Genomic DNA, 24,981 nt, shown 5'->3' on the forward strand with positions numbered 1-24,981 from the left:
ACACCGGGAGACCTCCATGCACGACTTCCATCCCTCTGCGGCCCTGCTCGAACTCTGCGAGCTCATGGCCGGTGAGCCGCTGCTGGTCCTGACCGGCGCCGGGGTCAGCACGGCGTCGGGCATCCCCGGCTACCGCGACAAGGAGGGAGTCCGTCATGGCCGGGCGCCCATGCTCTACCAGGACTTCGTCGGCTCGGCCGCCGCGCGGCGCCGCTACTGGGCACGCAGCATGATCGGCTGGCCCAGGGTGTGGCAGGCGCGACCGAACGCGGCGCATCAGGCTCTGGCCAGGCTGGCGGCCGCGGGCCGGCTCGCCGGACTCATCACCCAGAACGTCGACGGCCTGCACCAGCAGGCGGGCAGCGACGGCGTGATCGAGCTGCATGGCAACCTGCACCGGGTGCGCTGCCTCGACTGCGGCAAGGGCCTGCCGCGCAGCGACGTGCAGGCCCTGCTGGAGGCGCAGAACGCCCAGCTTCGCGACGTCGAAGCCGCACTGGCGCCGGATGGCGACGCCCTGCTGGCGGATGCCCTGCTCGAAGGCTTTCGCGTGCCCTGCTGCCCCTGCTGCGGCAGCGACCTGCTCAAGCCGGACGTGGTGTTCTTCGGCGAAGGCGTGCCGGCCGAACAGGCCGCCGCGGCCGGGCAGAGCATCAACCAGGCACCGGCGCTGCTGGTGGTCGGCTCGACGCTGATGACCTACTCCAGCTTCCGCCTGTGCCGGTCGATGGCCGATCGGGGCAAGCCGCTGATGGCCGTCAACATGGGCCGGACCCGGGCGGACGACCTGCTGCGGCAGAAGATCGAGCTGCCCTGCGAGCGGGTGCTGCCGTGGCTGGCCGGGCAGCTGGACGCCCCGTAGCGGGAAGGATCAGGGCAGCGGGCGAATGCTCGGCACGTCGAAATGCACGGCGAGGATCGCCACCAGCTCCGCCAGGCCGAGGTTTTCCTGGGTGTCGGTGGCGTTCGGGTATTCCAGGTGCACGCCGTAACGCCCGGGCCCCTGGCCCAGGGTGTGCAGCCAGGCGCGGACCCCGGCCTCGCGGCCATGGAGGAGGTAGACCGCCCGCGGGTCCAAGGAGGTCGCCGCATCGATGTCGAAGGCATCCGGTCCCAGCTGCTCGTTCAGCAGCAGGAGCACGTGGCGGATGTCCTGATGTTTGTCCAGCGCCCAAATGTTCATGATCCCATCCCTAACCTGTCGCCATTCACTAAACTGATGATCGCAAACCCGTCCGGTAATCGATAGCGGCCGGCGGCTGCGATTGGCACTCGCATGGTCTGATGACGATTTGGTTTAATGGGTTGCCATCGGCTGTTCGGCTGCGGAAAAGCCAGGCACGGATGCGCCGCTTTGCAATGGACAAGGAGGAAATAAGAAATGGGACAGTCCTACCCATCAAACAAGGAAGTCTTAAACCTGATCGTCCCGCTGGGGGACAAGCGCAAGGCGTACCTGCGCCTCTTGCCCGACCTGACCAGCCGTGAGGCCTGGCGGCTGGATGTACGCCTGTACTATCGGGGCAGCCGAGCGGGAAATACCAGCTTCACCCTGCAGGGCTACAGCCAGGACGAAGCCGAAACCATCGCCCGCAACATCCGGAGCAATTCCTACCTGATGAACGGTATCGATGAATTCCTCTGGAGTGCCAACGACTGAACCAGACCCCGGCTGGCGGCACACGCCCGCAGTACCGGCAGATGCCGCTCAGCCAGCCGCCCCGGCCTCCCTCGCGCCCTCTGCGTCGCGCTCGCCGTTCCCCTCCCCGATCCGTGGCCGTCACTCGACGTAGCGAAATGCCAGCTCCAATGGCAATAGAAAAACGCTGCCTTTACAATGCTCCTTTCTGCCGAGGCCACAGCCCGCCCGGACCGGTTCCGTAAAAATAGGACCTGCACCATGAAGAAGTCCCACCTGCTCTCCCTGCTCCCCCTCACCCTGCTGCCAGGCGCAGCCTTCGCCCACGTCGGCGGCCACGGCGACGCTGGCCTGATGGCCGGTCTGATGCACCCGTTCAGCGGTCTCGACCATCTGCTGGCGATGTTCGCCATCGGTATCTGGGCGGCCCTGCAGCCGCGCGCCATGAAGCTGGCCGTGCCGGCCACCTTCCTCGCCATGCTGCTCGGCGGCTTCGCCCTCGGCGTGGCCGGTAGCGGCCTGCCGCTGGTGGAGGGCGGAATCGCCCTGTCGGTGCTGCTGCTCGGTCTGCTGATCGCCTCCGCCGCCCGCCTGCCGGCTCCCGTCAGCCTGGCCCTGGCCGGCGGCTTCGCCCTGTTCCACGGTTACGCCCACGGTATCGAGGCCAGCGGCAGCCTGCCGGCCTTCGCCGTCGGCTTCCTCGCCGCCAGCCTGACCCTGCACCTGGGCGGCGGCCTGCTCGCCGCCTCCGTGCAGCGCCGCCTGCCGCTGCTGTCCCGCGGCGCCGGCCTGGCCATCGCCGCCAGCGGTGCGCTGATGATGGTCTGATGCGCTAAGACCTCCGGCAAGCCGAAGACCGGGCCACAGGGCCCGGTTTTTTTCGTCTCGGAAAAGAGGCTCGGAAGACGGGGACCGCTGGCGAAGAACCAGACGGCCCCACGGAGAGGCTCAGCAGATCCGCGGCAGCTGCTCGCCGTTCAGCCAATCGACCATGCGGTTGCCGCCGAACTGCGTCTGCATCTGCACGAAGCACTGCGGGTCCTCGACCACGGTGCCGACGATCGCCGCCTCGCGGCCCTGGGGATGGGCATGCATCACAGCCAGCAACTGCTCGGCGTGCTCAGCCGGGCAGATGGCGATCAGCTTGCCCTCGTTGGCCACGTACAGCGGGTCGAGGCCGAGGAACTCGCAGGCGGCGCGCACCGCTTCGCGGACCGGGATGGTCCGCTCGTCCAGCTGCATACCGACCCGCGACTGCTGGGCCAGCTCGTTGAGGGTGTTGCCCAGGCCGCCGCGGGTCGGGTCGCGCAGACAGCGGATCTGCGGCACCGCCTCCACCATCGCCGCCACCAGGCCGTGCAGGGCCTGGGAGTCCGAGCCGATGTCGGCCTCGAAACCGAGACCTTCGCGCAGGGAGAGGATGGTCACGCCGTGGTCGCCGATGCTCCCGGAGACCAGGATGCGGTCGCCCGGTCGCGCCTGGTCGCCGGAGAGCCGCAGCCCTTCCGGCACCACGCCGACCCCGGTGGTGGTGATGAACACCCCGTCGCCCTTGCCGCGCTCCACCACCTTGGTGTCGCCGGTGACGATGGGCACCCCGGCCTCGCGGGCGGCGGCGGCCATGGACTCGACGATGCGCGCCAGATCGGCCAGCGGGAAGCCCTCCTCCAGCACGAATCCGGCGGCCAGATAGCACGGACGAGCGCCGGCCATGGCCACGTCGTTGATAGTGCCGTGCACCGCCAGGCTGCCGATGTCGCCGCCGGGGAAGAACAGCGGCGAGATCACGTGGCTGTCGGTGGCCATCACCACCCGGCCGGGCGGCAGATCGAACTGCGCCTGGTCGTTGCCCTGATCCAGCCATTCGTTGCGGAAGGCCCTGGCGAACAGCTCGGCGACCAGCTGGGCGGAGGCCCGCCCGCCGCTACCGTGGATCATCTCCACCGTGCCACGTTTGAGATCCAGCCGACTCACGAACGCACCTCCACCGCCTGGGCGGCCGCTTCGCGGTGCCGGCCGTAGCTGTAGTAGGCGGCGCAGGCGCCCTCGGAGGAAACCATGCAGGAGCCGAGCGGGTTGTCCGGCGTGCAGGGGTTGCCGAACAGCTTGCAGTCGCGCGGGTTCTTCGCCCCGCGCAGGATGGCCGGGCATTCGCAGGCCTTGTTCTCCAGGCCGGTGCGCTGCTCCAGGGCGAAGCGCCGCTCCGCATCGAGCTCCGCGTAGGCCTCGCGTATGCGCAGGGCGCTGTGCGGCACGGCCCCCAGGCCGCGCCACTCGAAGCTCTCGCGGGTCTCGAAGACCCGCTCGCAGAGGGCCTTGGCCTTGAGGTTTCCCTCCCGGGTGACGGCGCGGGTGAACTCGTTCTCGACCTCGGCGCGGCCCTCGTTGAGCTGGCGGACCAGCATCAGGATCGCCTGCAGCACGTCCAGCGGCTCGAAGCCGGCGATCACCACCGGCGTGCCGTACTGGGCGGGGAACGGCTCGTAGGCGGCGCTGCCGATCACCGTGCTGACGTGGGCCGGCCCGAGGAAGCCGTCCAGGCGCAGCGGGCCGGCGGACTCGGGCAGATTGAGGATGGCGTGCATCGCCGCCGGCGTCAGCACGTGGTTGCAGAACACGGTGAAATTGGCCAGGCCGAGCCGCTGCGCCTGCTCGATGACCAGCGCGGTGGGCGGCGTGGTGGTCTCGAAGCCGATGGCGAAGAACACCACCTGCTTGTCCGGATGGTCCTGGGCCAGCTTGAGTGCTTCGACCGGCGAGTAGAGCATGCGCACCGCGGCGCCTTCGGCGCGCGCCTTGAGCAGGCTGACGCGCCCTGAGGCCGGTACGCGGAGCATGTCGCCGTAGGTGCAGAGGATCACTTCCGGACGGCGGGCCAGCTCGATGGCCATGTCCAGCCGGCCGATCGGCATCACGCAGACCGGGCAGCCCGGACCGTGGATCAGCCGCACGTTGTCCGGCAACAGGCCGGGAATGCCGTAGCGGAAGATGGCGTGGGTGTGCCCGCCGCAGAACTCCATCAGCCGGTATTCGCGGCCCGGATCGACCTCGGCGGCGATGCGCGCGGCGATCTGGCGCGCGGTGGCGCCGTCGCGGAACTCGTCGACGTACTTCATGACTGCATCTCTCCCAGGGCGGCCCGCTCCGCCTCGGCCAGCTGCCCCATTTCGGCGAACAGCGCCAGGCTGCGCTGCGCCTCGGCCTCGTCGAGCTTCTGCAGGGCGAAGCCGACGTGCAGAATCACGTAATCGCCGACCTTGAGGTCGTCGAGCAGCGCGACGTTGACCGTCTTGCGCAGGCCGCCGATGCAGGCGACGGCGGTCTGCTCGTCGAGCAGTTCTTCAATGCGAACCGGAATCGCGAGACACATCCGGAGTTACCTCATGTTGATGGATTGCCCAACGCCAGGTGCGTCGCCCAGGCCTGGCCCAGCGCCAACCCGCCGTCGCTGACCGGCGCGCGGCGCGCCAGCAGCGGTTCCAGGCCGGCGGCGCGCAGGCGGGCGCAAAGCCCGTGGCGAAGCATGGCGTTGAGGAAACAGCCGCCGCCGAGGGCGATCTCGTGCAGGCCGCGGTCTTCGGCGGCGCGCACGGCCCAGGCGGCCAGGGCCTCGACCAGCACGCCGTGAAAGAGCGCCGCGCCGGCCTGCGGGTCGCGCAGGTCGGCCAGTCGCTCCAGCAGGGGCAGCAGGTCGAGGCGATTGTCCGTATCGATACGCCAGAGCCTCGGCACCTCAACCGGCAAGGCGCCGGCCAGGGACTCCAGCCGCATGGCCGCCTCGGCTTCGTAGCGCTGCGCCGCGCCGAGCCCGAGCAGCCCGGCGGCGGCGTCGAACAGCCGCCCGGCGCTGGTGGTCGGGGGACAATTGAAACCGCGCTCGAGCATCCGCGCAACGGCGGCGGCGCCCGGTTCGTCGGCGAAACGCGCGGCGATCTCCCCGCTACGACCGAGGACATGCAACACGCCGGCGGCCATGCGCCAGGGCTCGCGGGCCGCCCGGTCGCCCCCGGGCAGCGGCAGCGGCAGCAGTTCGCCGAGGGCCTCGCAGCCCGCGGCGGTCACCCGCAGCAGTTCGCCGCCGCGCAGCCGTCCGTCGGCACCGAGGCCGAAGCCGTCGAGGGCCAGGCCGAGCAGCGGGCCGCCATGGCCGTGCTCGGCCATCACCGCGGCGATGTGCGCGTGGTGGTGCTGCACCTCGTGCAGGGGGGCGCCGAGGCGGCCGGCCAGATCGCGGGCGAAGCGGCTGGCGTGGAAGTCCGGGTGCAGATCGCAGGCGATCCCCTGCGGGCGGATGTCCAGCAGCTCGCTCAATCGTTCCACCGTGCCTTCCAGGGCGCGACAACTGTCGGCGTTGTCCAGGTCGCCGATGTGCTGGGAGAGATAGGCGTAGCCGTCGCGGGTCAGGCAGACGGCATTCTTCAGATAGCCGCCCAAGGCCAGCAGCGGCGGACCGCTGCTGGCCAGACGCAGGGTCTGCGGCGCCAGTCCGCGTCCGCAGCGCACGACGAGGGGCTCGACCGTGCGGGCGTCGACCACCGAGTCGTCGCAGCGGTTGACGATCTCCCGGTCGTGGAGCAGCCAGAGGTCGGCGATGCCGGCCAGCTTGCGCCGGGCCTCGGCATTGTCGGTGATCAGCGGCTCGCCGCTGAGATTGGCGCTGGTCATCACCAGCAGCAGCTCCTGCGGCGCGCCGGTCCAGGCGCTGCCGGCCGGCCGCCCGGCGGCCTCGTGGAACAGCAGCCAGTGCAGCGGGCTGTGCGGCAGCATCAGCCCGAGCCAGGCCAGCCCCGGTGCCACCCCGGGGGCGAGCAGGCGGTCGGCCCCGGCGCGCTTGCGCAGCAGCACCACCGGCGCGGCCGTCCCGGTCAGCTCGTGTCGGCCGGTGTCGTTCAGCTCGACCAGTGCCTTCAGCGAGGCCGGATTGGCCGCCATCAGGGCGAAGGGCTTGGCCGGCCGGCGCTTGCGCTGGCGCAGAGCTTCCACCGCGGCGGCGTTGCGCGCGTCGCAGGCCAGGTGGAAGCCGCCGACGCCGCGCAGGGCGACGATCCGCCCGCGCGCCAGGGCTTCCACCACCCGCTCGACGGGATCGCCGGGCAGACGCCGACCGGCGGCGTCCTCGCACCAGAGACTCGGCCCGCAGTCCGGACAGGCGATGGGCTGGGCGTGGAAGCGGCGGTCGGCCGGATTCTCGTACTCCTGGCGGCAGGCCGGGCACAGGTCGAAGGCGGCCATGCTGGTCCGCGCACGGTCGTAGGGCTGCGCGCGGATCAGGCTGTAGCGAGGGCCGCAGTGGGTGCAGTTGATGAACGGATGGCGCCAGCGGCGATCCCGCGGATCGAACAGTTCTTCGAGGCACGCCGGACAGACCGCGGCATCCGGCGGCGGTACCGGCACGCCGGCGGCGGCCTCGTCCCGGCTCGGGACTATCGAGAAGCCGGCGAAGCGCCGGTCGTCGGGCAAGGCCTCCCGGCGCAGGGCGTCGAGACGGGCCAGGGGGGGCAGCTCGGCGCGCAGCCGCTCCTCGAAGGCAGCGAGGCTCGGGGCCAGGCCCTGCAGGTCGATGCGCACGCCTTCGCGGGTGTTGCAGACCTCCCCGCGCAGGCCGAGGGCAGTGGCCAGGCGATGAACCAGCGGGCGCATGCCGACCCCCTGCACCTGGCCGCGGAGCAGCAGGCGCACGCCCGCCTCTGCCGCTTCGTTCAGAGCAGCGACTCCAGCCCCTGCGCCTGGGCCTTGAGGGCGTCGATCCGCGCCCGCAGGCGGGCACCGCGCTGGCGCTCGATCCACGCCAGCCACTGGTCCATGCCCTCGCCGCTGCGCGCGGAGACTTGAATCACCTCGATGTCCGGGTTGACCCGGCGGGCGTAGGCGATGCAGGCCTCGACGTCGAAGTCCAGGTGCGGCAGCAGGTCGATCTTGTTCAGCAGCATCAGGTCCGCGGCATGGAACATGTCCGGGTACTTGAGCGGCTTGTCCTCGCCCTCGGTCACCGAGAGGATCGCCACCTTGTGCGCCTCGCCGAGGTCGAAGGCCGCCGGGCAGACCAGGTTGCCGACGTTCTCGATGAACAGCAGGCCGCCGTCCAGGCCCGCGAGGCGCTCAAGGGCGTGGCCGACCATGTGCGCGTCGAGGTGGCAGCCCTTGCCGGTGTTGACCTGCACCGCCGGCACGCCGGTGGCGCGAATGCGCGCCGCGTCGTGGTCGGTCTGCTGGTCGCCCTCGATCACCGCCAGCGGCCAGCGCCCGGCCAGGCGCTCGATGGTCTTGGTCAGCAGGGTGGTCTTGCCCGAGCCGGGGCTGGACACCAGGTTGAGGACGAACATCGACTGGGCGTCGAAGCGGGCGCGGTTCTCGGCGGCGTAGCGGTCGTTCTTGCCGAGGATGTCCTGCTCGATCTGCACCATGCGGCTCTGGCTGAGGCCCGGCGCATGGGCGCGGGCCGGGCCCTGGCCGAAGTGCAGGTTGAGTCCCTCCACGCGCAGCGCGCCGCCTTCGACCGGCGCCGGACGGCGCACGAAGGCGTGGTCGAGGTGCGAGTGCTCGTGATGGCTATGCTCGTGGGGATGGGCATGCCCGTGTTCGTGGGTGTGGGGATGGTGCTGATGCTCGCCTTCGATCCGGGTCTCGCCCTCGGCGCAGCCGCAAACGGTACACATGCTTACTCTACCTCCAGTTCCTTGACCCGCAGCTCGTCGCCCTGGGTGACTTGCAATTGGTGGCTGCCGCAGTTCGGGCAGCTGTCGTAGCGCTGGCGGATCGCCACGCTGGTGCTGCAGCCCAGGCACCAGGCGCGTCCCGGCAGCTCGATGATCTCCAGGCGGGCGCCCTCGGCCAGGCTGCCGCGGGTCACCGCGTCGAAGCAGAAACGCAGGGCACTGGCGTCGACCGCGGACAGCGGCCCGATCTCCAGCCACACGCCCTTGACCCGGGCGAAGCCCTGGGCCGAGGCCTGATCCTCGAGCAATTGCACCACGCCCTCGGCGATGGACATCTCATGCATGGGCGATTCTCACCTCGAAGGCGACGCAGGGATCGGCCGAGAGGATCAGCTCGCGCAGCAGCGCCTCGCATTCCTCTTCGGCCACCTGCACGCCGAGTAGCTGACGGCGCAGCAGGCCGTCGGCATGGAAATTCCAGTCGGTCGGCGCGAGGAACTGCCAGACGGCGACGCGCCCTGCCGACAAGCGGACCCGGTGCAGCAGCCAGCCGCGGGCGGTCTGCGCCAGACCGACGCCCTCCTCCGCCAGCAGATCCTCGGCGACCGGTGGCCGGACCGGCTGACCGATGGCGGCCTGTTCCGCCCGCCGCAGCAGCGCGGCGACCCGCTGGGCGATCTGCATCGCGGCCGGAGCCCCGCCGTCGGCGAAGGCCGCAGGTCCGGTGATGCGCGGCTCCCCGGCGATGCTCGCCTCGCTTTCGCCGGCGCGCAGCCGCTCCAGCAGGGGCGGAATGTCCGCCGGTTCGAAAACGGCCGGCAAGGAACCGCCGAGGGCCACCTCCCGCCAGCGCTGCAGCCGCGGCTGCAGCCAGTCGTCGGGGCTCGGCAGCACCAGCGTGCTCCAGCATTCCGCCAGCTCGCCGAGGATGTCGGCCAGCCGCCCGTCGGAGGCCAGCGGCGCGGCGCCCATCGCGCAGAGCGGCTGCAGCAGGGCGATCCCGCGCTGGCAGAGCCCGAGCAGGCTCTTCAGGCGCTCCGCCGGCAACGGCAGCTGCCAGTCCCGGACCAGACGCAGCAGGGACTCGCGCAGCAGCTCCAGCTCGCTGAGCCGGGTGCGGCCGCCCTCCACCTCCGCCATGGGCTGCCAGCCGGCGGCCTGCTCCAGGGCCCGGACCGCGGCCACCTGCTGGGCGCCGGCGCACAGGGCGAAGAGCAGCGGCAGACGCGCCAGGGCCTGCTCCGGAGCCTGGCCGACGAGCAGCCGGGAAATCTGCACCAGAGGGCGCTGCAGGCGGGTTTCCACGGCCTCGATGCGGCCGTCGCGCAGCAAGACCTCCACCTGCAGCCGCCCGGCCAGCGCGCTCAGATCGTTCACGGCGCACCGCCCAGGGCGCGGCGGAACAGCGCCCGGCGCCCGAGGTTGACCGGCGTCGCCGGCTCGTGGGCGGGCTCGAGCACAGGAGCCGGCTCGGCGAACACCAGCCTGAGGGCCTCGTCGGCCATCGCCTGGGCTCCGGCCTGGTCGGCGAAGTCCTGCATCGGCGAGCACAGCGAGGCGCTGGCGAAGCGGCCGAGGGTCGGGTCCTCGTGCAGGGTGCATTCGTAGTCGCCGCTGGGCAGCGACAGCAGCGCCTGCTCGCCCTTGCCGGGCAGCTCGGCCTCGGCCAGGGGCTGCCAGAACAGGTTCATGCACCAGGGCGTGATCAGTACGCCGACGCCGCCGACCCCGGCCACCTCGCGCCAGCCGCGCAGCTCCACGGCGAGCGCCGGGTTGTACACCGGCAACCCGGCCATGCGCTCGGCCACCGCCCGGTAATAGGCCAGTATGGCTTCGCCCGTCAGCATCGCCGCCTCAGTCATCGACCACCATGAACTGCTCGCGGTCGCCGTCGCAGTTCGGACAGCGCCAGTGCTCCGGCAGCGCGGCGAACGGCGTGCCCGGCGGGATCTGCCAGACGTCGTCGCCCTTCTCGGGGTGGTACTGATACCAGCAGATCTTGCACTCCAGCACCGCGTCTTCCGGCAGGCGCGAGGCGTCGCCCAGGTAGCTGCCCTCGAAGTGCGCGCTCACAGCAGTACCTCGCGGATCTCCCGCAGCCGCTCGGCCGAATCCTCGATGTCCTCCTGGGCGGCGCAGGCCACCTGGGGGATGGTCGTGACTTCCAGGGTGTCGAGGATCAGCTGGTCGGTGCTGTTGAAGTACTGCACGCGCCAGATGCCCGGGGTGGCCGTGCTGCCGATCCGGCAGTTGCCGTAGCCGCGCGAGAGCACCGCCACGCAGCCCTCGCCCAGCTGGGCGGCGAGGTAGCGCTGGTCCTCCGGGGAGAACGGCAGCAGCGACAGGTTGATCACGTGGGGCAGGCTGCGCGGCGCCTGGGCATGCTGGCGGGCGACGTCGAGCAGTTCGACCAGCACCGGGCCGGCATTGAGCAGATCGGCCGGCAGGTCGGCGCCGTCCAGCTGCGGCCAGCGCGCGGCGGCGAAGGCCTGTTCGACGGCCAGCGCCGGAACGTCGGCTACTTCCAGCCACTGGCGGGCGACGCCGTCGGCACCGTCCAGCTGCTGGTGGATCCACCAGACGCCGGCCAGGACGGTTTCCTGGATGCGCGCCGGGCGCTGGCCGCCGATCTGGATCGCCACCTCGCCTTCGCCGAGGATCTGCTTGAGCAGGGTCAACGCCTGTTCGGGCAGCGTATCGAGTTCGAGCACAACACCCGGCGTGCCGACCCGGTAGCCGTCCAGGGCCTCCTGCAGGCGCGTCAGCAGCTCCAGAGCCGCCGGGCACTCGCCGACCTCCTCGGGCTCCGGCAGCACCGGCACCTCGAAGGTGTTCATTTCGTGGGGCATGGGCATGTAGCTGAGTTCGTCCTCGACCTGAGAGCCGGGGCCCATGCCGATGTTGAGTACGGGAATCTGGCCTGTCATGGTTAGCTGGCTTCCGTGGGTTGTGCGCAGCTGCGCGCGTTACTGCTGTCCAGCGCGCGCAAGGGAATGAGCTGATCCTGGGGCTCGCGGGCGAGGATCTGCGGAATCTGCTCGAGGTATTCCTGCCAGTTGAGGATCCGCGACAGGGTGCCCAGATAGCGTCCCTCCTTGAGGAACACTAGGGCCGGCCAGACGCTGAAACCGTAGCGCTCCTGCAGGGTGCGCTCGAAGCTGCGGTCGATCAGCGCCGGGCTGAGCTGGGGGAAGGCCTTGACCAGCTCCGGCAGGATCACTGCCACATCGAGAGATTCGGGAAAGCGGTTGGGATCTTCGCTGAAGAAGAGCACGGAGAACGCCTGGGCCTGCACCCGGCCTTCGAAGTTGTCGGCGTCCAGCCGGGGATAGCCCAGGGTGACCAGGCGCTCGAACAGGGGGTGATTCATTACTGCTCCTTGGCGGGCAGCTGCGCCTGCAGATGGGGCGGCAGCTGCGGTTCGCGGTCTAGATCGGCAAACAGCTGGTCGACGCTGGCCAGATCCCCGGCCATGGCGGCCTCCAGGGCGCGCAGGGCGTCGCGGATCTGCGCAGCGCGCTCGGCGTCGAGGCGCTCGCGGGCGGCGTCGAGGAATACCAGCAGCCAGTCGCCGGGCTGCGGCGGGTCGACCAGCCGGGTGTCGACCCAGCGGGTTTCCAGGCCGTCGGCGCACAGGGCCCGGCCCTCGGCCCCTTCCAGGACCTGCATGGGGATGCCGATGCACATGGCTATTGCTCGTCGGTCTGGGGGATGAAACGAATGTCGCCGTAGCGGTAGGCCACGTCTTCGGCCGGCCGCTCCGCCTCGTAGCGCTCCAGGGCCAGTTGTTCCGGCGCCAGCTCTTCGGCGGCGTCCTCCCGCGCCATGGCGATCACGCCGCGCTCGGCGAGGAACTCCAGGGCGATGGCCAGGGCCGGCTCGACCTGGGCGCGGACCGGCTCGCGCAGGCTGCCGCCGAAGTCCTCCAGCTCCTCCGGCTGCACGCCGACCAGCAGCAGTTCGCGGGGAAAGGAGCCGGTGAACTCGGCGATGGCCAGCACTTCCTGGAATCCGGTCTGGTGCAGGCTCATGCGCTTGGCGCCCATGAACTTGGGCACGTCGGCGTCGCGCACCACCTTGAGGGTGCCGGGCGGCAGGCCGTAGTCGATGGCGTCGAAGACGATCAGGCAATCGGCCTGCTGGACGTGCTGGACCAGGTAGAGCCCCTGGGTGCCGCCGTCCATCAGCGTTACGCCGTCGGGGAAGCGGTAGCCCTGGTTGAGCCGCTCGATGCAGCGCACCCCGAAGCCTTCGTCCGCCCAGAGCAGGTTGCCGATGCCGAGAATGAGAATGTTGGGAGTCGTCATGGATTACTTACCGTTGCCGCCCGGGGCCGTCCGGCCCGAGCCCTGGTCAACCTGCGTTCGTCCCTGATGGCGATGGCCCGGGCCGGGTGCGGCCCGGGCGGTGGAAAACGACCTGCCGGGAGGCTTCAGTCCGGCTTGTCGTCCTTGAACATCCGCCAGCCGCCGACCATGGTGGAGATCAGCGATTGCCGGGACATTATATCTTCGCGCACGGCCAGATAGACATGGATCATGACGAAGACCACGAGGTACCACATGCCGAGGTGGTGCCAGGTGTGCACGTCCTGGCTCTGGCCGAACAGCGGGGTGACCCAGCCAAACAGGCGGTCGGCCCAGCTGCCGCGGCCCAGGCCCTCGGCGTAGAGGGCGAAGCCGGTGATGCTCATGAAGATGGTGCCGATCACGAAGAAGCAGAACATCGCCAGCTGCCCCAGGGGGTTGTGACCGATGTACTTCTTCGGCACCTTCTCCAGGAACAGGTACCAGCGCACCTCGTGCAGCAGCTCCTTCCACCAGCGGCTGCTGAACACCGGCACGATGAACAGCTCGCGGGCGTGATGGTTACCAACGAAGGCCCAGTAGACCCGCCCGAGGAAGCCGATCGCCAGCACGTAGCCGGCGGCGAAATGGGCGAAGCGGATGTAGCCCATCAGGTAGTGGTCGCTCGCCTCGCCGGGCATCGCCGGCAGCGGCGCGCCGATGAAGTAGCCGGTCACGCCGAGCACGACGATGGACAGCGCCGTGGCCCAGTGCCAGAGGCGCAGGGGCGCCTCGTAGACGTACACCGCGGTCTGCTTGCGGACCTTCTGCCGGCCGTCGGCGGTTTCCAGGGTTTTTTCCAGTGCCATCGCACATTCCTCCGGTTCAGCGGACCTTCACCCGGGTCAGTTCCTGGCCATCAGGGGACATCACGTGGGTCGAACAGGCCAGGCAGGGGTCGAAGCTGTGCAGGGTGCGCAGAATCTCCACCGGCTCGTCCGGACGCGCCATCGGGGTGCCCAGCAGCGACGCCTCGTAGGCGCCGATGTTGCCCAGGTGGTCGCGCGGCGACCCGTTCCAGGTGGTCGGCACGATAGCCTGATAGTTTTCGATCTTGCCGTCCTTGATCCGGATCCAGTGCCCCAGCGCGCCACGCGGCGCCTCGTTGATGCCGACGCCCTTGGCCTCCTTCGGCCAGGTGCTCGGGTCCCACTTGTCGACGTTGGCGGTGGCGCGATCGCCGTTCTTGATGTTGGCGACCAAGGCGTTCCAGTCGTCGAGCATGGCGTCGGTGGCCAGTTCGCACTCCAGGGCGCGGGCCAGGGTGCGGCCGATGGTCGAGGGCAGGAACTGCTTGAGGCCGAGGTTCAGGCCGGTGTTCTGGTTGAAGGCGGCTAGGGAGCGGTCGACCTGCTCCTTGACGTACTCGCGACCGGAAGCGTAGGCGATGATGTAGCGCGCCAGGGGACCGACCTCCATGGCGCGGCCGCGCCAGCGCGGGGCCTTGATCCAGCTGTACTTGTGCGCCTCGTCCAGCGCCTTGATGTCGGTGCGGGTGCCCTTGGTGTTCGGGCCCAGCTCGAACTTGGGCTGGGTGACGCCGTCCCAGGGGTGCAGACCCTTGGTCTCGTCGGCGTAGGTGTACCAGGAGTGGCTGACGAATTCCTGGATCTCCTCGGGATCGCGCACGTTGACCGGCAGCACCTCGTTCCAGTTGCCGTCGACGATGGCGCCGGCCGGCAGCAGGTCGCTGGACTTGTCCCCCGGGATCTGGGTGAAGGTGCCGTAGGACAGCAGGTTCTGGGCAGCCAGGCCGCCGCCGTAGAGCCAGTCCTTGTAGATCCCGGCGATGGCCAGGACGTCCGGCAGGTAGACGTTACGGGTGAACTCCTGGGCCTCGCGGATGCGCTCGAGGACGAAGTTCAGGCTGACCATGTTGACCGGCGCGCCGGACGCGCCGACGTCGTCCAGGTTGATGGCGCAGGCCACGCCGCCGACCATGTAGTTCGGATGCGGGTTCTTGCCGCCGAAGATGGTGTGGACCTTGACGATGTCCTTCTGCAGCTCCAGCGCCTCGAGGTAGTGGGCCACGGCCATCAGGTCGGCTTCCGGCGGCAGCTTGTACGCCGGGTTGTCCCAGTAGCCGTTGGAGAACAGGCCGAGCTGGCCGCTCTCGACGAACTTCTTCAGGCGGGTCTGAACGTCGCGGAAGTAGCCCGGGCTGGACTTGGGATGGGCCGGCGAGACCGACTGCTGCAGGGCCGAGGTGGCCTTGGGATCGGCCTTCAGGGCGTTGACCGGGTTGACCCAGTCCAGCGCGTGCAGGTGGTAGAAGTGCACGATGTGGTCGTGGATCTGCAGGGTCTTGTCCATCAGCCCGCGGATCAGGTGGGCGTTGTAGGGGATCTGGATACCCAGGGCATCCTCCACCGCCCGCACCGAGGCCAGCGCGTGGGTGCCGGTGCAGACGCCGCAGATACGCTCGACGAAGGCCCAAGCGTCGCGCGGGTCGCGACCCTTGAGGATGACTTCCAGGCCACGCCACATGGTGCCGGTGGACACCGCGTTACGGATCACGTTCTTGTCGTCGACGTTGACTTCGCAACGCATGTGACCCTCGATGCGGGTCACCGGGTCGACCACGATACGGCGGCCGGAGTTGTCGAGTTGGCTGGCGTTCAGCTGGTTGCTCATGCCTGGTCTCCCTTGTTCTGCAGACGCTTGATGGCGGTCACCGCGGCATGGGCGGCGATGGCGGCACCGACACCGCCGGCCACGGCGGTACCGATCTCATCGGCATTCTTCTCGATGCCGAACTGGGGAATGTTGGTCAGACGGTCGTAGAACGAGCCCTTGTCCCAGAAGCCGTCCTCGGAGCAGCCTATGCAGCCGTGGCCGGCCTGGATCGGGAAGGAGGTGCCCTCGTTCCAGCGTACGGTGGAGCAGGCGTTGTAGGTGGTCGGCCCCTTGCAGCCCACCTTGTACAGGCAGTAGCCCTTGCGCGCGCCTTCGTCGTCCCAGTGCTCGACGAACTGGCCGGCGTCGAAGTGCGGGCGGCGGTAGCACTTGTCGTGGATGCGCTGGCCGTAGAACATCTTCGGCCGGCCCTGACGGTCCAGCTCCGGCAGCTTGCCGAAGGTCAGCATGTAGGTGATCACCCCGGTCATCACCTCGGCGATCGGCGGGCAGCCCGGCACCTTGATGATCGGCTTGTCGTGGATCACCTTGTGGATCGGCACCGCCTGAGTCGGGTTCGGGCGCGCGGCCTGCACGCAACCCCAGCTGGCGCAGCTGCCCCAGGCGATCACCGCCTTGGCGTTCTTGGCGGCGCGCTTGAGCTGGTCGAGGAAGGGCTTGCCGCCGACGATGCAGAACATGCCGTCTTCGTTCAGCGGCGGGTTGCCTTCCACGGCGAGGATGTATTCGCCCTTGTACTTCTCCATCGTGTGCTCGAGGGAGGCCTCGGCCTGGTGGCCGGCGGCGGCCATCAGGGTGTCGTCATAATCGAGGGAGATCATCGACAGCACCACGTCCTTGACCAGCGGGTGGGCCGAGCGGATGAAGGACTCGGAGCAGCAGGTGCACTCCAGTCCGTGCACCCAGAGCACCGGGGTACGCGGCTTGGTTTCCATCGCATGGGCGATCTGCGGCGCGAAGGTGGGCCCGAGGCCCAGCGCGGCAGCCGTCAGACTGCAATACTTGAGAAAGCTGCGACGGGTGATGCCCTGACGCCGCATCACGTCATAGAAGGTTTCGATTTGAGACATGCCGTTACCCTTGAGGCGAGGCCGCTGAGACGCTCTTACTCGGTGCCTGGCCTGCGCTTCGCCCTGAGTTCGCGTGCGCGCGGAAGCCTAGCGGTTGATGAATGAGACGAAAGTCTCATCATCCCCCAACGATATCGTTTTGTCATGACGTAATCCGGAATAATGTTTGTATTTGCGACATAGCGTCGCACTAGGGCGCGACTCAACGTCGCTGGACAGTTATTAATAAAGATCCGGACTCGCCCGCCCTCCCCTCCTGCCGAAGCCCACGGAACCGCGGCCCCGCTGCGCCATCGGCGCTCTTTCGAGTAACCTGACTGGCATACGCCCGATACGAAAGGAGTTTGCGATGCTTTATCGCCCACTCGTCAGGACCGGCCTCCCGATCAGCGCGCAGGCGCTCGACAGCATGACCTGACGCGAGCGGAACGACGAGGCCGCCTCCGCCCGGATCGATCTGCACCCGAGCGAAGAACCGCCGGCCGGCATCGAGCGCATCCACATCGAACCATCCAAGCCGGCGTCCTGACCGCCGGGCCGGAGCGCCGACCGGCGTCCCGGATCGCCCTTCCCCAACGGAGTATCGGCATGTCCGACCTCAACGACCCGCGGGTCTTCTTCGCCGCCGAACGCACGCTGCTGGCGTGGAACCGTACCAGCCTGTCGCTCATGGCCTTCGGCTTCGTCATCGAGCGCTTCGGCCTGTTCATGCACCTGATGCTGCGGCCGGGAGATGCCGATCTGGAGCGCGGCCCCTCATTCTGGATGGGGCTGGGCTTTCTGCTGCTGGGGGCCGTGGTGGCGCTGAGCTCGTCCTGGCAGTACCGCAAGGTGGTGCGGACGCTCAAGCCGGTGGAGATTCCCGAGGGCTACAGCGTCAATGCCGGCCCGGCGATCAACCTGGTGGTCGCCGCGCTGGGGCTGCTCCTGCTGGGCTACCTGTTCGCCAATTGAGCGAAGGGCCGACCGTCGCGGCCGGCCCGCCGCCTCAGATCACGAAGAAGCCATGGGTGCCGTCGCGTCCGAGCTGCTTCACCAGTCCGAACTCCCACTCCAGATAGGCCTGCATGGCCTCCCGCGGGTTGTCGGTGCCCTCGTAGGGACGCGGGTAGCGGTCGGTGCGGGGCTCCGCCAGGGCGGTCTCGCCCGTCTCCAGCGGCAGGCCGGCGGCGATCCAGGCGGCCGTGCCGCCGGCCAGGACGAACACCGGCTTGCCGGTCAGCGCGCGCAGCTCGTCCACCGCATAGCGCGCCAGCAGGCTGCTGCCGCAGGTGACCACGTAGCGCTCCGCAGGCGGCAACTTCTCGAGCGCCTGGGGCAGTTGCGCGCGCAGCGCCCACCAGGCGCCGGGGATATGCCGCTTGACGTAGTTGGCGCTGGCGGTGAAGTCCAGCAGCAGGGTGTCGCCCGCCGCCAGCCAGTCGCGCAGAGTCCCCGGGGCGACGTCCTCGCTCGTTGGCGCCGGCGGCACCGGCGCGGCCCAGACGCCCCGCTCGGAGAAGTCGGCGGCGCCCAGCCCGTCCAGCACGTGTACCTCCCAGCCCATCTGCGCCAGCCAGGAAGCGCTCATGTTGGCGCGCACGCCGTCGTCGTCGATCAGCACCAGCCGCGCGCCGCGCACGCTGGCGTAGTGGTCGGTCTCCTGCACCAGCTGGCCGCCCGGGGTCTGGCGCGACCCCGGCAGATGCCTGGCCTCGTACTCCTCCGGCGTGCGCACATCGAACAGGTAGGTCGTGCGTCCGGCCTCCTCCCGCCAGCGCGCCAGATCGGCCAGTCCGGCGCGACCGACGCCGGCCTGGTCGGCGACCCGGCCGGCGGATTCCGCCGCCAGGGCGCGAGTCCCGGCCGATACCGCGCCGAAGCGGCGGCTCTGTCCGTGCTCCAGCTGCTGGCCGGCCAGGGTCCAGCCGATGGTGCCGTTGCGCAGCGCCGTCACCGGATTGGGGATGCCTGCGTTGATCAGCGACTGGGTACCGATGATGCTGCGGGTGCGCCCGGCGCAGTTGACGATCACCCGGGTCGCCGGATTCGGCGCCAGCTCGCGCACCCGCAGCACCAGCTCGGCACCGGGCACGCTGACGCCGCCGGGAATGCTCATGGTCTGGTATTCGTCGAAGCGGCGGGCGTCCAGCACCACCACGTCGGCCTTCTCGTCCAGCAGGGCCTTGACCTCCTCGGCGGCCAGCGACGGGGTGTGCCGCCGGCTTTCCACCAGTTCGCCGAAGGACTTGCTCGGCGCGTTGACGTCGATGAACAGCTCGCCGCCGGCCTCGCGCCAGCCGGCGAGGCCGCCCTCCAGCAGGGCGACGTCGGCGTAGCCCAGCTCGCGCAAGCGCTCGGCGGCGCGCTCGGCCAGACCCTCGCCGTCGTCGTAGACGGTGACCGGCGTGCTGCGCCGTGGAATGCGCGCGTAGATCTCGAGCTCCAGACGCGACAGCGGAATGTTCACGGCGAACAGCGGATGGCCGCTGGCATAGGGGGCTTCCTCGCGCACGTCCACCAGTGCCAGTTCCTGGCGTGCCAGCAGGGCGGCGCGGATTTCGGCGAAGGAACGGCGGGCGATCCGGCTCATGCTCGGCCCCCTTCCTTGGACTGGTCCCAGATGTTCGGCAGGACGTCGTTGGAATAGCCGGAGATGAACGGTTTTTCCGTACCGTCCGGCTGATAGGTGGCGCGGCGCACCGCCCCGATGTTGGCGCCGTAGACGTGGATGCTGATCGACACCCGGTCGCCCAGGGCGTTGGAGACCTGGTGGATGTCGCCGATGCGCGGCGATACCGCCTCAACGTCGCCCGGCCTCAGGCGGATCGGCGAGCCGTCGGGACGCAGGCCCTCCGCGGTCAGCGCGTAGTTCTGCGAGACCTCCTCGCCGCGGAGCATGCCGATCAGCCCCCAGACCCGGTGGTCGTGGACCGGCGTGGTCTGTCCCGGCGCCCAGACGAAGCACACCACGGAGAAGCGCTGGCGCGAATCGGCGTGCAGGAGGAACTGCTGGTAGCGGTCCGGATCGGGCTGGGCGAAGGCCTCCGGCAACCAGTCGTCGTGGCGGATCAGCTCGCCGAGCAGGCGCTTGCCCTCATCGAGGACGTACGCCTCGTCGTCGTGGCGTTCGAGGACCTCGGCCAGGCCGGTTACGAAGTGACGCAGGCGCTCGAGGCGCAGGGGGGCATTGCTCATCCTTGGATTCCATTGCGTGACAAGATGGCGCCACGTTAGCAAGCAGCCTATCATTCGCTAAATTCAATTTATTCATAAGCTAATATACTTGCTTAGCATGAAAACAGATGATCTCGAAGCCTTCGCCGCCGTCGTCCGCTGCCAATCCCTGAGCCTGGCGGCCGACAGCCTGCAGCTGACCCAGTCGGCCATCACCCGCCGCGTGCAGAATTTCGAGGAGGCCCTCGGCGTGCGACTGCTCGACCGCAACACCAAGCCCCTCAAGCCCACCGCCCTGGGCCTGCGGGTCTACGAACAGTGCCGCGAGGTGCTGCGCAACATGGACGTGCTGCGCGAGATGGTCGCCCGCGACGCCCCGCCCAGCGGCCTGCTGCGCCTGGGCGTGCCGCAGGCCCTGGGCGATCTGGTCCTGCTCGATGCCCTGGAGCGGCTGCGGGCCGCCTACCCGGACCTGCGGACCCAGGTTTCCAGCGGCTGGGGCAACACCCTGCTGGCGCGCCTTGAGAACCGCGAACTGGACGCCGTGGCGGCGCTGTTCCCGCCGGGCAAGGCGTTTGCCGAGAACATCGCCGGCACCTCCCTGGCGCGGATGAGGCTGCTGGTGGTGGCCGCCCGCGGCAGCCTGGAGCGCCGCGACGGCCGGCTCGCCGACTGCTGCCGCCGCGGCTGGGTGCTGAATCCCGACGGCTGCGGCTTCCGCGCCGGGCTGCAGCAGGCCCTGCAGGAGCGGAACCTGAAGCTGCAGGTGAACCTGGAAACCTTCGGCAGCGAACTGCAGCTCGGGCTGGTGGCCAAGGATCTCGGGCTGGGCCTGGTTCCCGAGCCGCTGCTGAACGCCAGCCGCTACCGCGACCGGCTGGAAGTCGTCGCGCTGGCGGACTTCCAGCCGAGCGTCGAACTCTGGCTGCTGCGCCCGCGCTTCGTCGGCAATCTGCACGAGGCCATCGAGCGTTTCGGCAACCTGATCTCCGGACAGCTGGAATCGCCGCAGACAGCGAACGCCTGAGCCTGAGCGACGGGCGGCAGGCAAGACCTGCCTCGCACAACATGCGTTTATTGAATATTTATCACCAACCAAGTTACAACGAAGGAATATTTGTTTATAACAAAATAGAACTTCAGTTTTGTTTCTTATGCGACCAGTATGGGGGACAGACCTTCCTGCCAGCGGCAGAAGCCTTCCGAACCGGCGCATGAATGGATGGACCCACCGGACCACCGGACGACACCGAATCCCGCCGTCGCCCAAGGGTGAGTTTCCGATGAGTGCCAGAATGATTGCCAATGCCCCCCGGGTCGCCAGAACCCCCGTCAAGCCCGGCAGCCCGGAATTCACCGAGCTGCTCGCCGGACTGGGCGCCGAGTTCGCGCGCCGGGCCGGGCACTACGACCGCACCGGCCAGTTCCCCCACGAGAACTTCATCCGCCTGCACGAGCACGGCCTGCTGGCCCTGACCATCCCGGCGGCGAAGGGCGGGCTGGGCGGCGGACTGGCCGAGGCCGTCGAGACCGTCGGCGCGATCGCCCAGGGTGATCCTTCCACCGCGCTGATCCTGGCCATGCAGTACCTGCAGCACGGCCGCCTGCACGACAACCCGCAATGGCCGGAGCACCTGCGCCAGCGGGTAGTGCGCGAGGCCATCGAGGACGGCGCCCTGATCAACGCCCTGCGCGTGGAGCCGGAACTGGGCTCGCCGTCCCGCGGCGGCCTGCCGGCCACCGTCGCCCGGCGCACGGCCGATGGCTGGCGCCTGAGCGGCAGCAAGCTCTACTCCACCGGCAGCTACGGCCTGACCTGGTACAGCGTGTTCGCCCGCAGCGACGATGCCGACCCGCTGGTCGGCGTCTGGCTGGTGCACAAGGACAGCCCCGGCATCCGCATCGTCGAGGACTGGGACCATCTGGGCATGCGCGCCACCTGCAGCCACCGCATCGACTTCGACGACGTGCCGGTGCCCCTCGACCACGCGGTGAACATCGCCCCGGCCAGCCGCCGCAGCAGCGAGAGCGAACTCGACGCCACCGGCCAGCTGTGGATGGCCGCCCTGCTCGGCGCCATCTACGACGGCGTCGCCCGCGCCGCCCGCGACTGGCTGGTGGAGTGGTTGCAGAACCGCACGCCGTCCAACCTCGGCGCGCCACTGGCCAGCCTGCCGCGCTTCCAGCAGACGGTCGGCGAAATCGACAGCCTGCTGCTGGTCAACCGCACCCTGCTGGAGGCCGCCGGCACGCAGCGCCTGCCGGAAGGCGCCAGCGGCCAGCTCAAGTACCTGATCACCGACAACGCCATCCGCGCGGTGCAGCGCGCCCTGGAAGCGTCCGGCAATCCCGGGCTGAGCAGGTCCGGCGCGCTGGAGCGGCACTACCGCAACGTGCTCTGCAGCCGCATCCACACGCCGCAGAACGACGTGGTGCTGACCAAGGCCGGTCAGGCCGCCCTGGCCCGCGCCCCCGGAAGGGACGCCGAGGCGCCGGTGCGCCTGGCCTGAACCGAAGCGGCCGTCCGACACCACCACCCGGACGGCCGTCCAACCGCCCCGCCCCCAACGACGCAGCTTCCCGACCACGCGGTGCCTGCCAGAAATCACATGGACCTCTGGAAGTGACTCGCATGCCCTTCAACCCGAACCTTTCCCGTCGCCGCCTGCTGGGCCTGACCGGCAGCCTCGCCGCAGCCGCCGCCTTCGGTCGCCTCGCCCTGGCCGAGGACGGCCACGCCCACCACGGCCAGGCCGCCCCGAGCGCCGAAGCCTTCCGCCTCGACGCCCAGAGCTGGGCGCTGCCGGAGCCGCGCAAGATCAAGCTGGCGATCAACCTCAACGCCGTCTGCATCGCGCCGGTGACCGTGGCGGACGACCAGGGTTTCTTCCGCAACCACAATCTGGACGTGGAATTCGTCAACTTCGGCAACTCCACCGAGGTGCTGCTGGAATCCCTCGCCACCGGCAAGGCCGACGCCGCGGTGGGCATGGCCCTGCGCTGGCTGAAGGCGCTGGAGCAAGGCTTCGACGTCAAGCTCACCGCCGGCACCCACGGCGGCTGCCTGCGCCTGATCGGCCAGGAGAACGGCCCGCGCACCTACGAGGAGCTCAAGGGCAAGACCATCGGCGTCACCGACATGGCCGGCGCCGACAAGAACTTCTTCTCGCTGATGCTCAAGCGCCACGGCGTCGACCCGGTGCGCGACGTGAACTGGCGGGTCTACCCCATCGACCTGCTCGGCACTGCCCTGGACAAGGGCGAGATTCAGGCCGCCAGCGGCTCCGACCCGATGATGTACCGGCTGAAGAAGCAGCCGGGCAAGCGCGAGCTGTCCACCAACCTGGTCGAGGATTACGCCAACCTGAGCTGCTGCGTGGTCGGCGTCGGCGGCAACCTGGCGCGCAAGGACAAGCCGGTCGCCGCCGCCCTGACCCACGCCATCCTCCAGGCCCACGCCTGGGCCGCGCAGCACCCGGAAGCCGTGGCCAAGGCCTTCCTCGCCCACTCGATCAACACCACGGCCGAGGAAGTCAGCGCCATCCTCAACGAGCACACCCACGCGCACTACTCGGTGGGCGATGCCTTCGTCAAGGAAATCGCCGTCTACGCCCGCGACCTCAAGGCCGTGGACGTGCTGCGCCCGAGCACCGATCCCCTGGCCTTCGCGGAGAGCATCCATGCCGATATATTCAGCTGAAATATTGCGCGAGTTGCGCGAGGAGCGGCGCCGGCCGTTTTCTTTGTGGGCGACGGGACTGCTGGCCGCCTCGGCCTGGCTGGCCTTCGCCCTCTACTGCGAGCTGGCGCCCAACGCGACGCGGACCTGGCCCTACACCCGCGAGCTGACCCACGGCAGCATCGCCATCGCCGTGCTGCTGGCCCTGCTCGCGCTGCTGCCCGGCCCGACGACCCGGCTGGCCAGTCGCCTGCGCCCGGCCGGCCAGTGGCTGATCGCCCTGCCCCTGCTGCTCGGCCTCTGGCAACTGGCGACGGCCAAGCTGGCGCTGCTGCCGGTGCCCTTCTTCGCCCCGCCCCAGGCCCTGCTGGAAGTCTACGCCGAGGACTGGCCGCGCCTGGGCGAGAGCCTGCTGCACTCGTTCTGGCTGCTGGCCAACGGCGTGCTGCTGGGCTCGGCGTTCGGCTTCGTCGCCGGGGTGTCGATCGGCTGGTCGCAGCGCATCGGCTACTGGCTGCACCCGGTGCTGCGCATCCTCGGCCCGGTGCCGTCCACCGCGCTGCTGCCGCTGTGCTTCTTCGTCTTCCCCAGCAGTTGGGGCGCCAGCGTGTTCCTGATCGCCCTGGCCACCTGGTTCCCGGTCACGGTGCTGACCTGGTCGGGGGTCGCCAGCGTCGACCGCGCCTACTACGACGTGGCCCGCACCCTGGGCGCCAGCGAGCGCTTCCTGATCTTCCGCGTGGCCATCCCGGCGGCCCTGCCGCACGTCTTCGTCGGCCTGTTCATGGGCCTCGGCGCCTCCTTCTCGGTGCTGGTGGTGGCGGAGATGATGGGCGTCAAGGCCGGGCTCGGCTGGTACCTGCAATGGGCCCAGGGCTGGGCGGCCTACCCGAACATGTACGCGGCGCTGCTGGTGATGGCCCTGCTCTGCTCGGGGCTGATCACCCTGCTGTTCCTCGTGCGCGACCGCGTCCTGTCCTGGCAGAAAGGAGCCGTGAAATGGTGAGTGCCGCCCCCCGCGAGCAGGCCAAAGGCAACGGCCTGCGCCTGGACGTGAAGAACCTGAGCCATGCCTTCGACCTGGGCAAGACTAGCCTGCCGGTGCTGAACAAGGTCGACCTGACCCTCGAACCCGGCGAGAGCGTGGCCCTGATCGGCCCCTCGGGCTGCGGCAAGTCGACCCTGCTGCGCCTGGTCGCCGGACTGGAGACGCCGCTGGCCGGGCAGATCCTCGCCGACGGCCAACCGATCGCCGCGCCCGATCCGTCGCGCATCCTGGTGTTCCAGGACCCGACCCTCTATCCCTGGCGCACGGTCTGGGACAACGTCGCCCTCGGCCTGCAGGCCCGCGGCCTGCTCGACAGCCAGCGGGCGCGGGTAGACATGGCGCTGGCCAAGGTCGGCCTGATCGACTTCCGCGACGCCTATCCGCGCCAGCTCTCCGGCGGCATGGCCCAGCGCGCGGCGCTGGCCCGCGCGCTGGTCAACGAGCCGCGCCTGCTGCTGCTCGACGAGCCGCTGGGCAAGCTCGACTCGCTGACCCGCATCGCCATGCAGGGCGAGCTGATCCGCCTCTGGCAGCAGCAGCGCTACAGCTCGCTCCTGGTCACCCACGACGTCGAGGAAGCCCTGCTGCTCTGCGACCGGGTGCTGGTGTTCAGCAACCGGCCGGCGCGCATCCTCGCCGAACTCAAGGTCGAGCGCGACTACCCGCGGCACCGCGACGATCCCTACCTGGTCGAGCTGCGCCAGCAGGCGCTGGAGCTGCTCGGCCTGGGCAGCAGCTGGTAGCCGCCGC

The 24,981-nt window shown here is 69.5% G+C and carries 28 protein-coding genes; 9 read left to right on the top strand and 19 right to left on the bottom strand.

The window, feature by feature from the left end:
- The first annotated feature begins 16 nt into the window (after positions 1-16).
- On the top strand, positions 17-862 hold the full coding sequence (locus tag ACFOJE_RS21380) for an NAD-dependent protein deacetylase (RefSeq protein ID WP_377817035.1): 846 nt from the start codon (positions 17-19) through the stop codon (positions 860-862).
- Positions 863-871: 9 nt separating this feature from the next.
- On the opposite strand, the gene ACFOJE_RS21385 is transcribed toward ACFOJE_RS21380, so the two are convergent.
- Complete coding sequence (locus tag ACFOJE_RS21385; protein WP_377817036.1) at positions 872-1,183, bottom strand: hypothetical protein; 312 nt, start codon at positions 1,181-1,183, stop codon at positions 872-874.
- 198 nt (positions 1,184-1,381) lie between these two features.
- On the opposite strand from ACFOJE_RS21385, the gene ACFOJE_RS21390 reads away from it, so the two are divergent.
- A complete protein-coding gene (locus tag ACFOJE_RS21390; RefSeq protein WP_377817037.1) occupies positions 1,382-1,660 on the top strand; it encodes a hypothetical protein in 279 nt (92 codons plus the stop codon).
- Between the two features lie 240 nt (positions 1,661-1,900).
- Positions 1,901-2,467, top strand: a complete 567-nt coding sequence (locus tag ACFOJE_RS21395; RefSeq protein ID WP_377817038.1) for a HupE/UreJ family protein — start codon at positions 1,901-1,903, stop codon at positions 2,465-2,467.
- Between the two features lie 120 nt (positions 2,468-2,587).
- Here ACFOJE_RS21395 and hypE read toward each other — a convergent pair whose 3' ends face one another.
- The 16 genes from hypE to ACFOJE_RS21475 all read right to left on the bottom strand — a co-directional run bounded on the left by hypE (position 2,588) and on the right by ACFOJE_RS21475 (position 16,348).
- Positions 2,588-3,613 (bottom strand): hydrogenase expression/formation protein HypE, encoded by a 1,026-nt coding sequence (gene hypE, locus ACFOJE_RS21400; protein ID WP_377817039.1) that lies wholly within the window; start codon positions 3,611-3,613, stop codon positions 2,588-2,590.
- Positions 3,610-4,755 carry a hydrogenase formation protein HypD gene (gene hypD, locus ACFOJE_RS21405; RefSeq protein ID WP_377817040.1) on the bottom strand — a complete coding sequence of 382 codons (1,146 nt, stop codon included), beginning with the start codon at positions 4,753-4,755 and terminating at the stop codon, positions 3,610-3,612. Before hypD ends, hypE begins: the two co-directional genes overlap by 4 nt.
- Positions 4,752-5,009: a HypC/HybG/HupF family hydrogenase formation chaperone gene (locus ACFOJE_RS21410; protein WP_377817041.1), complete on the bottom strand. Its 258-nt coding sequence runs from the start codon at positions 5,007-5,009 to the stop codon at positions 4,752-4,754. The genes hypD and ACFOJE_RS21410 overlap by 4 nt, the downstream gene beginning before the upstream one ends.
- A gap of 11 nt (positions 5,010-5,020) precedes the next feature.
- Positions 5,021-7,318: a carbamoyltransferase HypF gene (hypF, locus tag ACFOJE_RS21415; protein ID WP_377817042.1), complete on the bottom strand. Its 2,298-nt coding sequence runs from the start codon at positions 7,316-7,318 to the stop codon at positions 5,021-5,023.
- A gap of 20 nt (positions 7,319-7,338) precedes the next feature.
- On the bottom strand, positions 7,339-8,295 hold the full coding sequence (gene hypB, locus ACFOJE_RS21420) for a hydrogenase nickel incorporation protein HypB (protein WP_377817043.1): 957 nt from the start codon (positions 8,293-8,295) through the stop codon (positions 7,339-7,341).
- Positions 8,296-8,297: 2 nt separating this feature from the next.
- Positions 8,298-8,639 (bottom strand): hydrogenase maturation nickel metallochaperone HypA, encoded by a 342-nt coding sequence (gene hypA, locus ACFOJE_RS21425; protein ID WP_377817044.1) that lies wholly within the window; start codon positions 8,637-8,639, stop codon positions 8,298-8,300.
- Complete coding sequence (locus tag ACFOJE_RS21430; RefSeq protein ID WP_377817045.1) at positions 8,632-9,672, bottom strand: nickel-dependent hydrogenase large subunit; 1,041 nt, start codon at positions 9,670-9,672, stop codon at positions 8,632-8,634. Before ACFOJE_RS21430 ends, hypA begins: the two co-directional genes overlap by 8 nt.
- The gene (gene hybE, locus ACFOJE_RS21435; protein ID WP_377817046.1) at positions 9,669-10,142 is read right to left on the bottom strand and encodes a [NiFe]-hydrogenase assembly chaperone HybE; all 474 of its coding nucleotides are present in this window, start codon (positions 10,140-10,142) and stop codon (positions 9,669-9,671) included. The genes ACFOJE_RS21430 and hybE overlap by 4 nt, the downstream gene beginning before the upstream one ends.
- 7 nt (positions 10,143-10,149) lie before the next feature.
- Complete coding sequence (locus ACFOJE_RS21440) at positions 10,150-10,368, bottom strand: rubredoxin (protein ID WP_377817047.1); 219 nt, start codon at positions 10,366-10,368, stop codon at positions 10,150-10,152.
- Positions 10,365-11,222 (bottom strand): hydrogenase expression/formation C-terminal domain-containing protein, encoded by an 858-nt coding sequence (locus ACFOJE_RS21445; RefSeq protein WP_377817048.1) that lies wholly within the window; start codon positions 11,220-11,222, stop codon positions 10,365-10,367. The genes ACFOJE_RS21440 and ACFOJE_RS21445 overlap by 4 nt, the downstream gene beginning before the upstream one ends.
- Positions 11,223-11,224: 2 nt before the next feature.
- Entirely contained in the window at positions 11,225-11,665 is a 441-nt protein-coding gene (locus ACFOJE_RS21450; protein WP_377817049.1) for a hydrogenase, read from the bottom strand.
- A complete protein-coding gene (gene hypC, locus ACFOJE_RS21455) occupies positions 11,665-11,982 on the bottom strand; it encodes a HypC/HybG/HupF family hydrogenase formation chaperone (protein ID WP_377817050.1) in 318 nt (105 codons plus the stop codon). Before hypC ends, ACFOJE_RS21450 begins: the two co-directional genes overlap by 1 nt.
- 2 nt (positions 11,983-11,984) lie before the next feature.
- Positions 11,985-12,602, bottom strand: a complete 618-nt coding sequence (locus ACFOJE_RS21460; protein ID WP_377817051.1) for a HyaD/HybD family hydrogenase maturation endopeptidase — start codon at positions 12,600-12,602, stop codon at positions 11,985-11,987.
- A gap of 125 nt (positions 12,603-12,727) precedes the next feature.
- On the bottom strand, positions 12,728-13,450 hold the full coding sequence (cybH, locus tag ACFOJE_RS21465; protein ID WP_377817052.1) for a Ni/Fe-hydrogenase, b-type cytochrome subunit: 723 nt from the start codon (positions 13,448-13,450) through the stop codon (positions 12,728-12,730).
- 16 nt (positions 13,451-13,466) lie between these two features.
- Complete coding sequence (locus tag ACFOJE_RS21470; RefSeq protein ID WP_377817053.1) at positions 13,467-15,275, bottom strand: nickel-dependent hydrogenase large subunit; 1,809 nt, start codon at positions 15,273-15,275, stop codon at positions 13,467-13,469.
- Entirely contained in the window at positions 15,272-16,348 is a 1,077-nt protein-coding gene (locus ACFOJE_RS21475) for a hydrogenase small subunit (protein ID WP_377817054.1), read from the bottom strand. The genes ACFOJE_RS21470 and ACFOJE_RS21475 overlap by 4 nt, the downstream gene beginning before the upstream one ends.
- 588 nt (positions 16,349-16,936) lie before the next feature.
- Here ACFOJE_RS21475 and ACFOJE_RS21480 point away from each other — a divergent pair.
- Positions 16,937-17,302 (top strand): YidH family protein, encoded by a 366-nt coding sequence (locus ACFOJE_RS21480; protein ID WP_377817055.1) that lies wholly within the window; start codon positions 16,937-16,939, stop codon positions 17,300-17,302.
- A gap of 34 nt (positions 17,303-17,336) precedes the next feature.
- Here ACFOJE_RS21480 and ACFOJE_RS21485 read toward each other — a convergent pair whose 3' ends face one another.
- Both ACFOJE_RS21485 and ACFOJE_RS21490 read right to left on the bottom strand, forming a co-directional pair.
- On the bottom strand, positions 17,337-18,920 hold the full coding sequence (locus tag ACFOJE_RS21485) for a rhodanese-related sulfurtransferase (RefSeq protein WP_377817056.1): 1,584 nt from the start codon (positions 18,918-18,920) through the stop codon (positions 17,337-17,339).
- The gene (locus ACFOJE_RS21490) at positions 18,917-19,525 is read right to left on the bottom strand and encodes a cysteine dioxygenase family protein (RefSeq protein WP_377817057.1); all 609 of its coding nucleotides are present in this window, start codon (positions 19,523-19,525) and stop codon (positions 18,917-18,919) included. The genes ACFOJE_RS21485 and ACFOJE_RS21490 overlap by 4 nt, the downstream gene beginning before the upstream one ends.
- 97 nt (positions 19,526-19,622) lie before the next feature.
- On the opposite strand from ACFOJE_RS21490, the gene ACFOJE_RS21495 reads away from it, so the two are divergent.
- The 5 genes from ACFOJE_RS21495 to ACFOJE_RS21515 all read left to right on the top strand — a co-directional run bounded on the left by ACFOJE_RS21495 (position 19,623) and on the right by ACFOJE_RS21515 (position 24,974).
- Positions 19,623-20,531 (top strand): LysR family transcriptional regulator, encoded by a 909-nt coding sequence (locus ACFOJE_RS21495; protein ID WP_377817058.1) that lies wholly within the window; start codon positions 19,623-19,625, stop codon positions 20,529-20,531.
- A 268-nt stretch (positions 20,532-20,799) separates the two neighbouring features.
- The gene (locus ACFOJE_RS21500; protein ID WP_377817059.1) at positions 20,800-22,014 is read left to right on the top strand and encodes an acyl-CoA dehydrogenase family protein; all 1,215 of its coding nucleotides are present in this window, start codon (positions 20,800-20,802) and stop codon (positions 22,012-22,014) included.
- Positions 22,015-22,136: 122 nt separating this feature from the next.
- Positions 22,137-23,204, top strand: coding sequence for an ABC transporter substrate-binding protein (locus tag ACFOJE_RS21505; RefSeq protein ID WP_377817061.1), 1,068 nt, complete (start codon positions 22,137-22,139; stop codon positions 23,202-23,204).
- Positions 23,185-24,189, top strand: coding sequence for an ABC transporter permease (locus tag ACFOJE_RS21510; RefSeq protein WP_377817062.1), 1,005 nt, complete (start codon positions 23,185-23,187; stop codon positions 24,187-24,189). Before ACFOJE_RS21505 ends, ACFOJE_RS21510 begins: the two co-directional genes overlap by 20 nt.
- Positions 24,183-24,974, top strand: a complete 792-nt coding sequence (locus ACFOJE_RS21515; RefSeq protein WP_377817063.1) for an ABC transporter ATP-binding protein — start codon at positions 24,183-24,185, stop codon at positions 24,972-24,974. Before ACFOJE_RS21510 ends, ACFOJE_RS21515 begins: the two co-directional genes overlap by 7 nt.
- The last annotated feature ends 7 nt before the right edge of the window (positions 24,975-24,981 follow it).

This window comes from Azotobacter bryophylli, assembly GCF_042643485.1.
Classification (GTDB): domain Bacteria; phylum Pseudomonadota; class Gammaproteobacteria; order Pseudomonadales; family Pseudomonadaceae; genus Azotobacter; species Azotobacter bryophylli.

Coding starts and splice junctions, on each gene's coding strand:
- ACFOJE_RS21410 (WP_377817041.1), bottom strand. CDS start 5,009: ATGTGTCTCGCGATTCCGGTTCGCATTGAAGAACTGCTCGACGAGCAG.
- ACFOJE_RS21495 (WP_377817058.1), top strand. CDS start 19,623: ATGAAAACAGATGATCTCGAAGCCTTCGCCGCCGTCGTCCGCTGCCAA.
- ACFOJE_RS21475 (WP_377817054.1), bottom strand. CDS start 16,348: ATGTCTCAAATCGAAACCTTCTATGACGTGATGCGGCGTCAGGGCATC.
- ACFOJE_RS21395 (WP_377817038.1), top strand. CDS start 1,901: ATGAAGAAGTCCCACCTGCTCTCCCTGCTCCCCCTCACCCTGCTGCCA.
- ACFOJE_RS21505 (WP_377817061.1), top strand. CDS start 22,137: ATGCCCTTCAACCCGAACCTTTCCCGTCGCCGCCTGCTGGGCCTGACC.
- hypA (WP_377817044.1), bottom strand. CDS start 8,639: ATGCATGAGATGTCCATCGCCGAGGGCGTGGTGCAATTGCTCGAGGAT.
- hypB (WP_377817043.1), bottom strand. CDS start 8,295: ATGTGTACCGTTTGCGGCTGCGCCGAGGGCGAGACCCGGATCGAAGGC.
- ACFOJE_RS21510 (WP_377817062.1), top strand. CDS start 23,185: ATGCCGATATATTCAGCTGAAATATTGCGCGAGTTGCGCGAGGAGCGG.
- ACFOJE_RS21480 (WP_377817055.1), top strand. CDS start 16,937: ATGTCCGACCTCAACGACCCGCGGGTCTTCTTCGCCGCCGAACGCACG.
- ACFOJE_RS21390 (WP_377817037.1), top strand. CDS start 1,382: ATGGGACAGTCCTACCCATCAAACAAGGAAGTCTTAAACCTGATCGTC.
- ACFOJE_RS21515 (WP_377817063.1), top strand. CDS start 24,183: ATGGTGAGTGCCGCCCCCCGCGAGCAGGCCAAAGGCAACGGCCTGCGC.
- ACFOJE_RS21380 (WP_377817035.1), top strand. CDS start 17: ATGCACGACTTCCATCCCTCTGCGGCCCTGCTCGAACTCTGCGAGCTC.
- hypD (WP_377817040.1), bottom strand. CDS start 4,755: ATGAAGTACGTCGACGAGTTCCGCGACGGCGCCACCGCGCGCCAGATC.
- hypC (WP_377817050.1), bottom strand. CDS start 11,982: ATGTGCATCGGCATCCCCATGCAGGTCCTGGAAGGGGCCGAGGGCCGG.
- ACFOJE_RS21490 (WP_377817057.1), bottom strand. CDS start 19,525: ATGAGCAATGCCCCCCTGCGCCTCGAGCGCCTGCGTCACTTCGTAACC.
- ACFOJE_RS21485 (WP_377817056.1), bottom strand. CDS start 18,920: ATGAGCCGGATCGCCCGCCGTTCCTTCGCCGAAATCCGCGCCGCCCTG.
- ACFOJE_RS21445 (WP_377817048.1), bottom strand. CDS start 11,222: ATGACAGGCCAGATTCCCGTACTCAACATCGGCATGGGCCCCGGCTCT.
- ACFOJE_RS21470 (WP_377817053.1), bottom strand. CDS start 15,275: ATGAGCAACCAGCTGAACGCCAGCCAACTCGACAACTCCGGCCGCCGT.
- hybE (WP_377817046.1), bottom strand. CDS start 10,142: ATGCTGACGGGCGAAGCCATACTGGCCTATTACCGGGCGGTGGCCGAG.
- ACFOJE_RS21460 (WP_377817051.1), bottom strand. CDS start 12,602: ATGACGACTCCCAACATTCTCATTCTCGGCATCGGCAACCTGCTCTGG.
- ACFOJE_RS21450 (WP_377817049.1), bottom strand. CDS start 11,665: ATGAATCACCCCCTGTTCGAGCGCCTGGTCACCCTGGGCTATCCCCGG.
- ACFOJE_RS21500 (WP_377817059.1), top strand. CDS start 20,800: ATGATTGCCAATGCCCCCCGGGTCGCCAGAACCCCCGTCAAGCCCGGC.
- cybH (WP_377817052.1), bottom strand. CDS start 13,450: ATGGCACTGGAAAAAACCCTGGAAACCGCCGACGGCCGGCAGAAGGTC.
- ACFOJE_RS21385 (WP_377817036.1), bottom strand. CDS start 1,183: ATGAACATTTGGGCGCTGGACAAACATCAGGACATCCGCCACGTGCTC.